Source organism: Vibrio sp. S9_S30 (assembly GCF_014694455.1).
Classification (GTDB): domain Bacteria; phylum Pseudomonadota; class Gammaproteobacteria; order Enterobacterales; family Vibrionaceae; genus Vibrio.
Genome location: NZ_JAAUWT010000005.1, coordinates 182,505 through 196,387 on the forward strand (window position 1 = coordinate 182,505; position 13,883 = coordinate 196,387).

At 45.6% G+C, this 13,883-nt stretch carries 11 protein-coding genes and 1 pseudogene; 7 read left to right on the forward strand and 5 right to left on the reverse strand.

Features of this window, described 5'->3' with window-relative positions; genetic code table 11:
* Window positions 1–266: 266 nt before the first annotated feature.
* From HC752_RS07990 to HC752_RS08000, 3 genes are all read right to left on the reverse strand, one after another.
* Window positions 267–1,859, reverse strand: coding sequence for an ABC-F family ATPase (locus HC752_RS07990; RefSeq protein ID WP_190334609.1), 1,593 nt, complete (start codon window positions 1,857–1,859; stop codon window positions 267–269).
* Window positions 1,860–2,040: 181 nt separating this feature from the next.
* Window positions 2,041–4,077: a sensor histidine kinase gene (locus HC752_RS07995; protein WP_238930457.1), complete on the reverse strand. Its 2,037-nt coding sequence runs from the start codon at window positions 4,075–4,077 to the stop codon at window positions 2,041–2,043.
* Window positions 4,067–5,551: a sigma-54-dependent transcriptional regulator gene (locus HC752_RS08000; RefSeq protein WP_190334610.1), complete on the reverse strand. Its 1,485-nt coding sequence runs from the start codon at window positions 5,549–5,551 to the stop codon at window positions 4,067–4,069. Before HC752_RS08000 ends, HC752_RS07995 begins: the two co-directional genes overlap by 11 nt.
* A 320-nt stretch (window positions 5,552–5,871) precedes the next feature.
* On the opposite strand from HC752_RS08000, the pseudogene HC752_RS08005 reads away from it, so the two are divergent.
* The 6 genes and pseudogenes from HC752_RS08005 to HC752_RS08030 all read left to right on the forward strand — a co-directional run.
* Window positions 5,872–6,702: pseudogene (locus HC752_RS08005) on the forward strand (substrate-binding domain-containing protein); the annotation flags it as partial.
* A 125-nt stretch (window positions 6,703–6,827) separates the two neighbouring features.
* Window positions 6,828–7,526: an ABC transporter permease gene (locus tag HC752_RS08010; protein WP_190334611.1), complete on the forward strand. Its 699-nt coding sequence runs from the start codon at window positions 6,828–6,830 to the stop codon at window positions 7,524–7,526.
* Window positions 7,527–7,537: 11 nt separating this feature from the next.
* The gene (locus HC752_RS08015) at window positions 7,538–8,242 is read left to right on the forward strand and encodes an ABC transporter ATP-binding protein (RefSeq protein WP_190334612.1); all 705 of its coding nucleotides are present in this window, start codon (window positions 7,538–7,540) and stop codon (window positions 8,240–8,242) included.
* Window positions 8,220–8,804, forward strand: coding sequence for a molybdenum cofactor guanylyltransferase MobA (gene mobA, locus HC752_RS08020; RefSeq protein WP_190334613.1), 585 nt, complete (start codon window positions 8,220–8,222; stop codon window positions 8,802–8,804). Before HC752_RS08015 ends, mobA begins: the two co-directional genes overlap by 23 nt.
* Window positions 8,801–10,633 carry a bifunctional molybdopterin-guanine dinucleotide biosynthesis adaptor protein MobB/molybdopterin molybdotransferase MoeA gene (locus tag HC752_RS08025; protein WP_190334614.1) on the forward strand — a complete coding sequence of 611 codons (1,833 nt, stop codon included), beginning with the start codon at window positions 8,801–8,803 and terminating at the stop codon, window positions 10,631–10,633. Before mobA ends, HC752_RS08025 begins: the two co-directional genes overlap by 4 nt.
* Window positions 10,634–10,738: 105 nt before the next feature.
* Window positions 10,739–11,005 (forward strand): DUF2960 domain-containing protein, encoded by a 267-nt coding sequence (locus HC752_RS08030; protein ID WP_101113804.1) that lies wholly within the window; start codon window positions 10,739–10,741, stop codon window positions 11,003–11,005.
* Between the two features lie 100 nt (window positions 11,006–11,105).
* Here the strand turns inward: HC752_RS08030 and nagK are convergent, their stop codons facing one another.
* Entirely contained in the window at window positions 11,106–12,014 is a 909-nt protein-coding gene (gene nagK, locus HC752_RS08035; protein ID WP_190334726.1) for an N-acetylglucosamine kinase, read from the reverse strand.
* A gap of 165 nt (window positions 12,015–12,179) precedes the next feature.
* Entirely contained in the window at window positions 12,180–12,974 is a 795-nt protein-coding gene (locus HC752_RS08040) for a tRNA-uridine aminocarboxypropyltransferase (protein WP_190334615.1), read from the reverse strand.
* Window positions 12,975–13,071: 97 nt separating this feature from the next.
* On the opposite strand from HC752_RS08040, the gene HC752_RS08045 reads away from it, so the two are divergent.
* Window positions 13,072–13,860 (forward strand): sterol desaturase family protein, encoded by a 789-nt coding sequence (locus HC752_RS08045; protein ID WP_190334616.1) that lies wholly within the window; start codon window positions 13,072–13,074, stop codon window positions 13,858–13,860.
* Window positions 13,861–13,883: the final 23 nt, after the last annotated feature.

A 13,883-nucleotide genomic window follows, 5' to 3' on the forward strand; every position in this document is an offset into this window, starting at 1 on the left:
ATTTATTGTCGAGCTTGACCTTTAACAAGCTCGCAACAATAACAATTCAAAATAAGTCAAAAGAGAACGTGAATGAGTGCAAAAAAGTACTTTTTTCTGTATGAATGTACTTTTTCTGATCTTGGTGTCTTATTATTGAGAAGGGCGTGATGGGTTTGAGGCGAAAAAAAACGCTCAAGATTTTGAGCGTTTTGATTGAATTGAACAGTTCAAATAGAAAAGTGTTGTTCGAAAACTGACTCTTCTGCTTTCTTCTTATTTCTTTTCTACTCTTCTACACCGCGAGATTTTAGGAATTCCGCATACGTCCCTTTGAAATCGGTAATCTTGTTGTCTTTAATCTCGATGATACGCGTAGCCAAAGAGTCCACAAAAACGCGGTCGTGAGAGACGAAAAACAGTGTCCCTTTGTACTGCTCTAACGCATTGTTCAACGACTCAATAGATTCCATATCCATGTGGTTGGTTGGCTCATCCATCAGCAGCATGTTGGGTTTGTGCATCATCAATTTACCCAGCAACATACGACCTTGCTCACCACCAGACAGCACTTTTACCGATTTCTTAATGTCATCTTGCGAGAACAACATACGGCCTAAAAAGCTGCGGATCACTTGCTCGTCATCGCCTTCCTGGCGCCATTGCCCCATCCAATCCATGAGGTTCATGTCTTCTGCGAATTCTTCAGCGTGATCTTGTGCGTAGTAGCCCACATTTGAATTTTCAGACCATTTGAACTCTCCGCTGCGAGGTTCCAGTACACCGGCCAATGTGTTAAGCAATGTGGTTTTACCTACGCCATTCTCACCAATGATGGCAACGCGTTCACCTACTTCAAAAATCGCATTGAAGTCAGTGAAGAGATCGTTTTCGAAACCTTGTGTCAGGTTTTCAACAATCAATGCGTTACGGAACAATTCTTTGGATTGCTCAAAACGAATGAATGGGTTTTGACGGCTAGAGGCTTTCACTTCATCCAGCTTAATTTTGTCGATTTGCTTAGCACGTGAAGTGGCTTGTTTTGCTTTCGATGCGTTAGCCGAGAAGCGTGCAACGAATGTTTGAAGTTCGGCAATCTGCGCTTTTTTCTTCGCGTTATCGGCTAATAGACGATTTCTAGCTTGCGACGCTGCCGTCATGTATTCGTCGTAGTTACCTGGGTAGACACGCAATTCGCCATAATCGAGATCGGCCATGTGTGTACAAACACTGTTTAGGAAGTGGCGGTCGTGCGAGATGATGATCATCGTGCAGTTACGCTCGTTAAGCGTATCTTCCAACCAACGGATAGTATCGATATCCAAGTTGTTGGTGGGTTCGTCAAGCAACATAATATCGGGATCAGCAAACAAGATTTGAGCAAGCAGTACACGCAGTTTCCAACCCGGTGCAACTTCACTCATTAAGCCAAAATGTTGCTCAAGTGGAATACCCACCGACAAAAGCAGTTCGCCTGCTTTGGATTCGGCCATGTAGCCGTCCATTTCGGCGAAATCTGTTTCAAGATCCGCCACTTTCATCCCATCTTCTTCGCTCATTTCAGCCAAAGAATAAATGCGGTCACGCTCTTGTTTTACTTTCCAAAGTTCTTTGTGACCCATAATGACAGTATCAATTACTGTAAACTCTTCATAGGCAAACTGATCTTGACTCAGTTTGGCGACACGTTCATTTGGGTCGTAGCTAACGTTACCAGAAGTTTGCTCGAGTTCTCCGCTAAGGATCTTCATGAAAGTGGACTTACCACACCCATTTGCGCCAATCAGACCGTAACGGTTACCTTCGCCAAACTTTACTGAAATATTTTCAAATAGTGGCTTCGCGCCAAATTGTTGTGTGATATTCGCGGTAGAAATCAAAACCAAACCTCTTAGATAAAAAAACGCGGTGCCACGGTACTTGCCAACGCGTTCTGATGCAAGTGTTAATTGGGGTTTATCCCTTTTAACATTAGGGGCGATTGACCTTTCGCGGTGACATTTGATTCAAGTTCGATGCGTTTTAATCACAGCGCAAGGTATGTCGCCACTGAACGGAAATCTAGTCCATGACGACTAACTCAACCGAGTTCGACTTCAAGGGCAAGTAAATCGAAAACTGGCTGCCCAATCCTACTTTAGACGTCACTTTAATCTCGCCACCTGTCTGACTGAGTATGCTTTGAGAAACAGAAAGCCCTAATCCGGTTCCATCTCGTTTGGTGGTGTAGAACGGGTCAAAAATGCGTTTTAGCTGCTCATCTGGAATGCCGCATCCTTGGTCAACGACATGGACAATAGCGCCTTTTGATTCTTCCTCTTCATCCAACCAGTCTTCGGTGCGAACGGTTAAGACTCCTTCTCCGTTCATGGCATGAATGGCGTTCATTTCTAAGTTCACCAAAATTTGCAGTAAATGATGACGGTTCACTTCGACCACGCATTTTGCATTCAGCTCTGTGACAAACTGAACATCGCGCTTCTTAGCCCCTGTTTTCACAAGTGTGAGACTCTCTTCAACAATAGGGTTGACGTGTTGCCACGTAATTTCATCTTGCACACCACCTTGACGGCTGTATTGAAGCAGGCTTCGTGTGATGTTTCGGATGCGGTCGATTTGGTCGAGGATGGTTTGAATTTCCTCTTCAATGGAATCCGCTTTGTCACCAAGAGAGAACTTTAGAAGCTCTACATTCCCTAAAATAACGGCGGTAGGGTTGTTGATTTCATGTGCGATACCCGCCGTCAGTTCACCCAGTGCGGCAAGCTTTTCATTCATGACCAGCTTATCGCGAGTTTGATTCAACAATTGGATATGCAGTTCGAGCTGTTCGGTTTTCTCACGCAGTTTGGCCGTCCGGTTTTGCACGGTTCCCTCAAGCTGCTCAGCGGCTTGACGTATCTCGGCATTACGCTGAGCAAGCAAATCAAGCATGTTATCGAATTGCCGTGCTAATTGCGTTAGTTCGTGTTCGTCATCCAAACCAAGCTGACCAATGCGTTTGTCTCGCCCAGCTTGAACCGATTTAACAACATGATGAATCCGTTCGATTGGGTGAAATAAATCGCGAGAACCGCGATAAACAATCATTCCTGAAATCAATAGCAAAGCAATAATGGTTAAGCTGATCTCACCAAGGTTGGTGATGTAAATTTTAATGAGGGGCCAAATCAAATAACCGGTGTACAGCATCCCGATGACGTCGTTGTATTGATTATAGATGGGCTGATAAGCGGTAATGTACCAATCGTCATACACATAGGCGCGATCTATCCAGTTTTCTCCCCTTTCTAAAACAGCTTGTTTCACTTGAAGTGAAACCGTTGTGCCAATGGCTCTTCCTTTGTGAGCTTGGCTATCGAGTGGCACGTTGGTACTGATGCGTAAATCGTCCATGAACAGCGTGACGGTTCCGATTTGTGGCTGCAATTCGCTTGGTTTGGCATAGATAAGATCGCGAATTTGGTCAACGAGACCAGTACTGTTATTGAGCAACATCCCCCCATCCAAATACCCTAAAACGTGTTGGTCTTCATCCCACACGGGTAACACACTGCGACTGACTAACCCACGGGATTCAATGCCTTTCCCATTCAACAATGGGATCTCGGCGCGAACAGCAAGGTTGTTGTCGTACTCCACCATTTGCTCAACGTTAAAAACTTCGAAAAAGGAGGCTTTCTTCGCAAGAAGTTGATGATTTGAGGCTTTTTCTATTGGAACCCACCGCAAGAAGTCGAGCTGGTACTTGCGCTTTTGCGATGCCACCCAATCTTCAAGCTCTAACGCTTCGCGGTAATCCGACATAAGGCGAACCTGAAAGGGATAAGAATTGGACAGGGATTTTATGCTTTGAAATTGGCGTGCTTGAAGAATTTGGATGCTATTGTCTGCAACGGAAAGTTTTTCAGCGACATTAACCAACGCGTTTTGCCAAGTGTAATGCGTTGACCAATAAAAAGTAATCCCCACTAACGCAAGCAAAATAAGAAGAATCGGCGCGGACGTTAAAAACAGTAGCCGATAGCGAACCATGGACTTCAGTCGTAATCGCCACAAAGTATAAACGTTGGGCGTTCCGGATTTGCTATACCGCATCGTCTGACCCTTCCAATTCCCATTCTTTGTATTTCCTTTCTAACGTTTTTCTGGCTACACCCAATTGGCGTGACGCTGCCGATTTATTGCCATCATGATGGGAAACAACCTGTTTAATGTGCCGTTTTTCGACTTCTTTTAAACTCCATTCATTGGGGTAACCTAATATTTCATCGCTTCGGTAATCGGGTAAGCTCGGCAGTGCTTCTAGTGACGTTGTCACGGATATGCTGGTCTGAACAGGCTGTGAGTAATCTGCGTTAAGCTCTCGCCAATGATGTGCCGGTGGTTTGCCGAGTAGAATGCAGCGCTCCATTAAATTTTTTAGTTCACGTATGTTGCCTGGCCAATCGTAATCGTGCATCGCAAGTATGTCTTCATGCGCCCATTTTGGTTCGGGCATGCCCAGTTCTTTGGCTAGCGTTTTGGTAAAAAAAGGCACTAAATCGATTAAATCGGTTTTTCTTTCCCTCAAAGGCGGCACATCGATTTTTAGCACGTTCAGTCGATAGTAGAGATCTTTTCGGAACGTACCCGCATCCACTTCCTCTTTAAGGTTTCTGTTGGTGGCCGCGACGATTCGGACATCGACACTGATTTCTTTTTCACTGCCCACTGGACGAATGGTTCTCTGCTCTAGAACTCTAAGGAGAGAAGATTGCATGGCAATGGGCATTTCTCCGATTTCATCCAAAAACAGGGTGCCGCCACTGGCCACTCGAAAGAGACCTTCTCGGCTTTTTTTGGCACCAGTAAACGCCCCAGCCGTATGACCAAACAGTTCACTTTCGAGGAGCTCTGGCGCAATGGCTCCGCAATTGATGGGCACAAAGGGACCGGTTCGACCACTGGCGACATGGACACCACGTGCGACCAATTCTTTTCCGGTCCCCGATTCACCTTCGATTAAGATGGAGGCCCGAGATGGTGCAAACTGCCCCATTAATTGTTTGAGTGATTTCGTTTTTTCCGAATGGCCAATCATTTCACTGCTGATGAGGCGCTGAACATCGCGCGTCAGAGCATGATTGAGCCGCTGCGATAAGCGCCTATCCATACAGCGTTGAACGGATTGCAGCATTTGTTCTAGGTTAAACGGTTTAAGTATGAAATCCGTCGCGCCCAGTTTTAATGCACTGATTGCCGTATCTAAATCCGCATACCCTGTCATGAAAATGACGTCGCAGCGGCGGTCGTCGTCGTTAAAGGCTTCTGCCCATTCAATTCCAGACCGACCCGGTAAATTAATGTCTAGGATGATCAAGTCGTAATGATTTTCTTGCCGCGATGTTTCCGCTTCTTCAATGCTGCCTTTGCAGTCAACTTTAGAAAACCATTTGCCCAGCGCTTTTTTCAATATCGTTTGCATGCCCACTTCATCATCGACCACCAAAACGGAAAACGCTTGGTATTTGCCGATATGGTTTGGGTTGGTATCTTTGTACTGCATGCATGGATCGAGAGATACTGACATATAAAGCTCATCTTCAGGTTCGGAAAAACTGGGACAGAGTGTACCAGCAGAGATCAATTGGAAATCTTAGTATGTGCGACATTTTGTCCTAGCTCAAATGTTTCGAATGTGGTGCGATCACAAAACAGAAGACTTCCCTCACAAAAATAAGGGGTTTTTAGGAAAATCAACTTGGCACTGAGATTGCAACGTCTTTCTTGTATCCGTTTTTCAGCGTCCGTTGCGCCAAGGCTATCGATTCTTTGCCTACGGTTTTGCTTTTTATATCGCGATCGGTACAGACCAATGCATTCAAATACTCAATTAAATGGAACTCAGTAATGAATTACACTGCGATCACCTTCTCCATTGCCGCAACGGTTCTTTCCACAACTGCTCCAGCAACGCTTAGTTCTAATGTCATCGCAGACCAAGAGCAGCCTCATGTTCGCTTGGCCACCACTACCAGCACTTATCATTCTGGTCTTCTGGATTATCTTCTTGCGGAATTTGAAAGAGACACTGGATACAAAGTGGATGTCATTGCTGCGGGAACGGGAAAGTCACTGAGAATGGGACAAAATGGCGATGTCGACCTCGTGATGACACATGCCCCAAAAGCCGAAGCCATATTTGTTGAAAAAGGGTATGGCATTTTGCCCCGTTCCTTGATGTATAACGATTTTGTCGTCGTTGGTCCTAAAAGTGACCCAGCAGGTGTATACGGAGGGGACGACGTGGCTCATGCATTCCAAAAAATCGCAAGTACCGAATCGACGTTTGTTTCTCGTGGCGACGATTCAGGTACACACAAGAAAGAATTAAGCCTTTGGGCACAAAGCACGATAGAGCCCAATTTTCGCGGTTATCGATCCGTTGGTCAGGGTATGGGGCCAACATTAAATATGGCGTCTGAGATGCAAGGCTACACGTTAACCGATCGTGGTACTTGGCTGGCTTATCAAAATACCGTCGAATTAGGCATTGCGATTGAGGGCGATAAGCGCTTGTTTAACCCATATCAAGTGATTCTTGTGAACCCTAAACGATACCCAGACGTCAACTACCAAGGTGCCAAGGTTTTAAGCGACTGGTTAGTGAATACGAAAGGACAGTCGCTCATCAGCAACTATAAACTGCAAGGCAAACCACTTTTCGTCGCAAATGCTAAGGTTGATATGAGTGACACGGTTGATATGAGTGACAAGGTTGGTATTAACGGTAAGATTGGCACTGAGGTTCAAGCTGGGACTGACACCAACGCGGTGACCGAAACCAAGATGGAGAGCCAGTAACCATGTCGCTTTGGCAAACCACTTTGGAAGCACTTCAACTGCTGATCAGTTTTGATCCTAAACTGTGGACAATTGTCAGCGTTTCATTCAGCGTGTCATTTTCTGCTTTAATGCTGGTTTTGGTTCCCTCACTGCTGTTTGCTTTCATACTGGCTTATTGTGACTTTTTTGGACGTTGGCTGATTCTGTCTTTGGTAAACACGCTCCAAGCCATACCAACCGTGGTTATTGGTCTACTGTTATATATGATGTTGTCACGAGCGGGACCACTGGGTGATTGGCAAATGCTGTTTACGCAAAAAGCCATGATTTTTGGGCAGATGTTGATTTGTTTCCCTATTTTAGTCTCGATGATGCATGGTGCTTTGCAGGCAAGTGATCGTCGAGCATTGGAAACGTCGCTGACGTTAGGTGTTTCCATTCCTCACGTTACATTTACGTTGTTATGGGAAAATCGATTCCCGCTGATCGCCGCAACCATCACTGCATTTTCAAGAATCATTACCGAAGTCGGCTGCTCTATGATGGTGGGTGGCAATATTATGGGGGTCACGCGCAATATCCCCACCGCAATAGCAATGGAAAGCCAAAAAGGGGCATTTGCTCAAGGCGTCGCTTTGGGTATTGTTCTGCTTTGTTTGGCGCTGCTATTAAACTTCTCTCTTTCCTCGTTGCGTGGGAAAGGGTATTTGCGGACATAGGAGGCACACGGATGACGCTAAAACTGTCTGCTCGCAATCTTTCCATACGATTTAAAGATCGAGTACTGTTTTACATACCGGAACTCAAGATTGGACCCAATGAAGCGGTCTATCTTCAGGGTGACAACGGCGTTGGGAAAACCACGCTGCTCAAGATCATGGCGGGGTTGATTGAACCAACCAGCGGCGACATAGACTTTCCGTCGCCTTCACTGCTAAAACGGATATTAGGCGCACGGACACGCTCCGACATTATTTACTTGCATCAGTCCCCCTACTTGTTTGATGGCTCGGTGTTTCAAAATGTGGCGTATGGCGTAAAATACGCATCGGAGAGCAAGCAAGCAAAACGCAATAAAGTCATTACGGCTTTAAGGATGGTCGGGCTTGAAACACTGGCCGACGAACATGTCTCTTTGCTTTCCGGTGGAGAAAGGCAGCGCGTTGCGATGGCAAGAGCATGGATTCTTAACCCATCCATTTTATTAATGGATGAGCCAAGTGCCAGTCTGGATCAAGAATCGATTGAGCGGTTGGTGTTAATGTCAAAAGACTTATTAAACCGAGGCGCAAGCTTGGTGATCACCAGTCACCAAAGTAACTCGTTAACTCGATTATGCCAAAAGCAGTGGTGTATTGAAGGTAACGCTTTGATAGAAAAGCCACTATTACACTTAATACAAGAGAAGAAGTATGCCATTTCCAACGCCAATTAGTTGGGTTATTTTAGCTGGCGGTAAAGCAACACGCATGGGCGGGCAAGACAAAGGGTTAATCACTCTCAATGGGCGCCCACTAATTGAACACGTTCACACCATTTTAAGTACCCAAACGCACGACTTATTGATCAATGCGAATCGCAACCTTGATGCCTATCATAAGTATGCGCCCGTTGTTGGTGATGAATTTAAAGATTTCCCTGGTCCCCTTGGCGGGATACACGCCGGTCTTAAACACGCACATTGTGATTGGGTTGGGTTTGTTCCTTGCGATAGCCCATGTATTTCATCCGATCTGGTCGAGCGTTTTCAAAAGGCGATTCAAGCCGACTCCGATATTTTAGTGGCGCACGATGGCGATCATTTACAACCCGTTTTCACCCTCTTCCATAAGCGCGTTTTGCCTAAACTCGAAGCCTTCCTTCAGCGTGGCGATCGTAAAATTATTCTTCTTTATCAAGAGTGTATCACTCACCGAGTGGATTTCTCGGATGCTGTGCAATGCTTTATTAACCTCAATACTCCTGAAGAACTGGAACAATTTGGTACCGTATTATGACAAAACCTCGTCTTACCTCCCCACCAGTATTAGGCTTTGCAGCATACAGCGGTACAGGTAAAACAACACTGCTTGAATCGCTTCTACCCAAATTAACCGAGAAAGGGTTTCGCATTGGTGTACTCAAACACGCCCACCATCACTTCGACGTTGATAAACCGGGAAAAGACAGTTACCGACTGCGCAAAGCTGGGGCGAGCCAAATGCTGATTAGCTCGCGCTACCGCCACGCTTTAATGACAGAAACCCCAGAAAATGAAGCCCATTTTGACTATTTGATTTCTCGATTTGATCACACCCAGTTGGATTTGATCTTGGTTGAAGGGTGCAAAAACATTGCTTTCCCTAAAATAGAGTTAAACCGCGAGGAGGTTGGAAAACCATGGCTTTACCCAAACGATGACAACATCGTCGCAATAGCAGCCGACCGAACTGTGAATGTAAGCCTTCCGCAGATGGACATCAACGATCTCGATGCCATCGCTCGCTTTGTGATTGATTACGCGAGTAGTGAGCAATTCAACCGAACAACACACCAAGGTGACTCTCTCTGTGACTCTACAGCAGGAGAAACCTCTACAACCGCAGAAGCCTCTACTTGCTGCGATCTTGTTGCTCCTGCTTTTTTGTCAGTAGAGCAAGGGCGTGAAGCCATTTTATCCGCCGTTACCCCTATTTCAGACACCATTCAGATTTATGTAGAAAAATCTTACGGGAATGTACTGGCACAAGCCGTTTCATCCCCGATTAACGTACCGGCATACACCAATTCCGCCATGGATGGCTACGCGATTCGTGGTGAAGACATAGGGATGGACGCGTTCCAAGTCGTGGGTGATGTCATGGCTGGCAATGCCTACACACCGTCGCTGAAAAAAGGCGAAGCGGTGAAAATCATGACAGGAGCACCGACTCCGCATGGTGCCGATACCGTCATCATGCGTGAGCAAGCCAACCAGAAAGGTGACGGCGTCACATTCACCACATCAAACATCCTCGTTGGGCAAAACGTACGCCAAGCTGGCGAGGACCTGACTGAGGGGCAACCCGTATTCGAGAAAGGCAAGCGTATCGGATCGGCTGAAATGGGCATGATCGCTTCGCTCGGAATTGATCGTTGCCGTGTTGTACGCCCTGTTCGTGTGGCGCTTTTCTCTACTGGTGATGAAGTCCAAGCACCAGGAAATGAACTGAAAGACAATTGCATCTACGATTCCAACCGCTACACATTAAAGGGGTTGTTAGAACAACTTGGTTGCGAGGTGATGGACCTAGGCATATTAGAAGACGACCAACACATCATCATGCAGGCCCTAAAAGATGCAGGAGACACCGCCGATGCCATCATCACATCAGGTGGAGTATCGGTAGGCGATGCCGACTATATTAAGCTCGCATTGGATGCACTTGGTCAGATCAACTTTTGGCGTATCAGTATGCGACCGGGTCGCCCTCTTGCGTTCGGACAAATTGCGGGTAAACCTTTCTTTGGCTTACCCGGCAACCCAGTTGCTGTGATGGTCTCATTTATTAATTTTGTGGAACCTGCCATTCGAAAACTCCAAGGGGAGCAAAACTGGACACCTCTTAAAGTGCAAGCGATAGCCAGCGAAGATTTACGATCTCGCCAAGGTAGAACGGAATTCAGCCGCGGAATTTACAATGTAAACTCAAACGGGCAATTGGAAGTAAAAACAACGGGTAAGCAAGGTTCGGGAATACTTCGTTCTATGAGCGAAGCCAATTGCTTGATAGAGATTACGCCTGAAGTCGACACGGTAAAAACTGGTGAAAGCGTCACCATTATTCCATTGCAAGGTCGCGTTTAGTTATGCTCACGAGTCGCTAAGGAAAAAGAATTTGGCATCACTCTGCCTAGTTGGTAGAGTGTGCCAAAATTACTGGCTAAACAGCCCCTAAGCAGGCAAAAATTCATGGCTCGCACCATTATTTACACCTATAAAGATGAAGAGAAAACACTGTTATTTTCTTATGAGAAATTTCGTTCGATTCACGAAGCCGTCGCGGACGCAGAAGGTATCGACATTTCCAATTACTTGAAAATGGAACAGCAAGTGGAAGCGGTATCCGACACCAAAGCGGTGCGCGATTACCGCGACAACCATTTTAGAAAGCTTGGTTTTGGTAAGATCACACTCGCCCAAAAAGAAAACCTAGGTGTTGGTAAAAAGAAAAGCTAAAACCGACTTAACCTTATATGAGGTTACTGGCTTGTTGAGGTGAGGTGAACTTATCACCTAAGAAAATAAAAAAAGTGAGCCAATTGGCTCACTTTTTTATTTATTTTAGGTTTAGGAAAGCCGCGCCACGAACGCCACCAGAATCTCCGTGTTTCGCTTTAATGATTTTGGGCGGTTTTGCAACAGAAAGTAGGTATTTGGGAATGCGTTTTGGCATCTCTTCGTAAATCAGTTCGAAGTTCGACAATCCACCACCCAGCGCAACGACATTTGGATCGAAAGAGGTAAATAGATTGCCAAGGCAGATCGCTAGCAACTCCATGAAGCGCTCAACGTGTTCAACGGCTTGGGTTTCGCCTTCAGCATGGCGTTTGATCAACTCAACCGCTTTAATTCGCTCGCCGTAGTAATGTTCATAGAGTTGCTCAAAACCACGGCCAGACAAGTAATTATCTAAACAGCCTTTCTTGTCACAACCGCATCCAAACAACGGCGCATTGTCTCCTAAATGGAACCAAGCATCGATAGGCAATCGTGCGTGCCCTACTTCACCCGCTACGTGATTTCGACCAGAAAAGACTTTGCCATCAAAGACAAAACCCCCGCCAAAACCCGTACCAAGAATCAGCCCCATGACCGCGGGCTCATCTTTCAATTCGTCGTCCCATGCTTCAGACAAAGCAAAACAGTTGGCGTCGTTGTCGATTTTAACGCTGCGACCAATTCTCGCTTCCAGATCCTTACGCAAAGGCTTTCCTTTCGCCGCTGGAACGTTTGTTGTCAGTACCGTTCCGTCATCTGCGTCTTCCATGCCTGGAATGCCGATGCCAATGGTGCCCTCGACTCCGAATTCGGCATCGTATTTGGCGACAAGACCCGCAATGGTTTCAACTAATTTTTCATAGTCATCACCAGGGGTGGGTACACGCTCTGTTGCTTTACGTTCTAATTTTTCATTAAACGCGCCAAATTCAATCTTGGTGCCACCGACATCAAAGCCGTAGTACATGTTTCTCTCCTGAATCCCAAAAATTAATGCATGCTCTCTATGACCAGAGACCGCTTCATGGGCGGTACTGTCTAACGAAACGAGCACAAAATTATCTTGGTACGCATTATCCATAAACTGGCTAAATAGTCCGTGATACAACACAAATTAACGTTGTCAGTAAGGTCAAGTGGTGACTCTCTGCTCAATATTTTTGCTATATTCGGTATATTTAGCCAACATGGGCTTTGAAAGATCGTGCTTTAGGCGGGTTTTGCTCAGCAAGTAACCTTCTTTAAATGCCTCGAACCAGAGCGATAACGTTTTTGATGCCGTAAAGTCACCAAGCATATTAAGCACCAAGCTGGCGACTTCTGCCGTCGCAAGGTGATTTTCATTATCGGACTTTCTCATCATATAATTGGATACGGTGTCTGGATTAACAGACAACACAGGCAAATGAGCAAGGTAATCGGACTTTCTGAACATTTTTCGAGCTTCTCGCCAGCTCCCATCAAGAAAGATGAGAAGGGCTTTTTTCCCCGAAATGGTATCTGTATCTTTTGAGAAGCCATGCCCTGTAAGTTTTACTTGCGTAACAAGGTCTTCTACTTGAATGAGCCGTGATTTTTCATCGACATAGTCTTCAGGAAATATAATAACGGGTAGATATTTGTCGTTATTTAGTAACGCCAACAATGCCTGTTCAGGTTCCGTACGTGACCATTGGAAAGCGTGGGTATCCTCTAACGTATCGGCGATTAGCCTGCCAGTATTACTGGGCTTGAGGATTTCGTTATCCGACATGATGATCACAGCAGATACATTCGATTGAATATTGGGCTGGTGTGAACAAATACAATGCTGCTCTGTTACTTGACAGAATTGACATCGTACAACTTTAGAACCACGAGCATTAAAGGGTTTCGTCGCTCTGTCGAGCCGTGATTGATATAGGCGATGAACCTGATGTATGCGCATGGTGATAGTGCCAGTATTACAGGAAATTTGGCAGATTATACCCAAACAGCCTCAAGATACTAGATTCCATATTAGAGATGCATAAAGGTAGGAATGAATGGAAGATCCAGTGATAATTCGGTTGAGCTTTTTTATTGGCGGATTGATTCTTTTTGCTTGTTGGGAATACTACGCACCTAGAAAGGCACTGACCCAAAGGAAATTAACCCGCTGGGGAAACAATTTAGGCTTGGTTGGGCTGAACAGTCTCTGTCTGGCGGTGATTATGCCAATTGTTGCGTTCGATAGCGCGTTGCAAGCCCAACAATTTGGATTTGGGTTGTTTCACTTTCTCGACCTTCCGGCTTTAGTTAACATTCTTCTTTCTGTGCTCATTCTCGACTTTGCCATCTATGTTCAGCATGTGCTGTTTCATCGTCTGCCTTTTTTGTGGCGACTGCACAGAATGCACCACGCGGACCAAGATATTGATGTCACAACGGGTAGCCGATTTCACCCTATTGAGATAATTTTGTCCATGTGGATAAAAATTGCGCTCGTCCTTGCTTTAGGGGTTTCTCCGATTGCTATTGTCGTGTTTGAGATCATTCTGAATGTGAGTGCGATGTTCAACCACAGTAACGGTAAACTCCCACTTAAACTGGATTATTGGTTGCGTAAGATTCTTGTTACCCCTGACATGCACCGCGTTCATCACTCGACTGAAGTGCAAGAGACACATTCTAATTTTGGTTTTTTCTTATCGGTATGGGATCAGTGGTTTGGTACTTATCGATCTCAACCAAGTAAAGGACACGATGGTGTGGAAATTGGGCTTCCTATATTCAGAAGACCCAAAGAGCAACATTTATGGAAGATGCTGACTCAACCCTTCAGACATGATTAGCGGTAAACTTACTCTCATTTTCA

Bases quoted from the DNA above. Each gene is read 5' to 3' on its own strand.
- HC752_RS07995 (WP_238930457.1), bottom strand. From the start codon at position 4,077: ATGCGGTATAGCAAATCCGGAACGCCCAACGTTTATACTTTGTGGCGA.
- HC752_RS08015 (WP_190334612.1), top strand. From the start codon at position 7,538: ATGACGCTAAAACTGTCTGCTCGCAATCTTTCCATACGATTTAAAGAT.
- HC752_RS08040 (WP_190334615.1), bottom strand. From the start codon at position 12,974: ATGCGCATACATCAGGTTCATCGCCTATATCAATCACGGCTCGACAGA.
- mobA (WP_190334613.1), top strand. From the start codon at position 8,220: ATGCCATTTCCAACGCCAATTAGTTGGGTTATTTTAGCTGGCGGTAAA.
- HC752_RS08010 (WP_190334611.1), top strand. From the start codon at position 6,828: ATGTCGCTTTGGCAAACCACTTTGGAAGCACTTCAACTGCTGATCAGT.
- HC752_RS08045 (WP_190334616.1), top strand. From the start codon at position 13,072: ATGGAAGATCCAGTGATAATTCGGTTGAGCTTTTTTATTGGCGGATTG.
- HC752_RS08030 (WP_101113804.1), top strand. From the start codon at position 10,739: ATGGCTCGCACCATTATTTACACCTATAAAGATGAAGAGAAAACACTG.
- nagK (WP_190334726.1), bottom strand. From the start codon at position 12,014: ATGTACTACGGCTTTGATGTCGGTGGCACCAAGATTGAATTTGGCGCG.
- HC752_RS08000 (WP_190334610.1), bottom strand. From the start codon at position 5,551: ATGTCAGTATCTCTCGATCCATGCATGCAGTACAAAGATACCAACCCA.
- HC752_RS08025 (WP_190334614.1), top strand. From the start codon at position 8,801: ATGACAAAACCTCGTCTTACCTCCCCACCAGTATTAGGCTTTGCAGCA.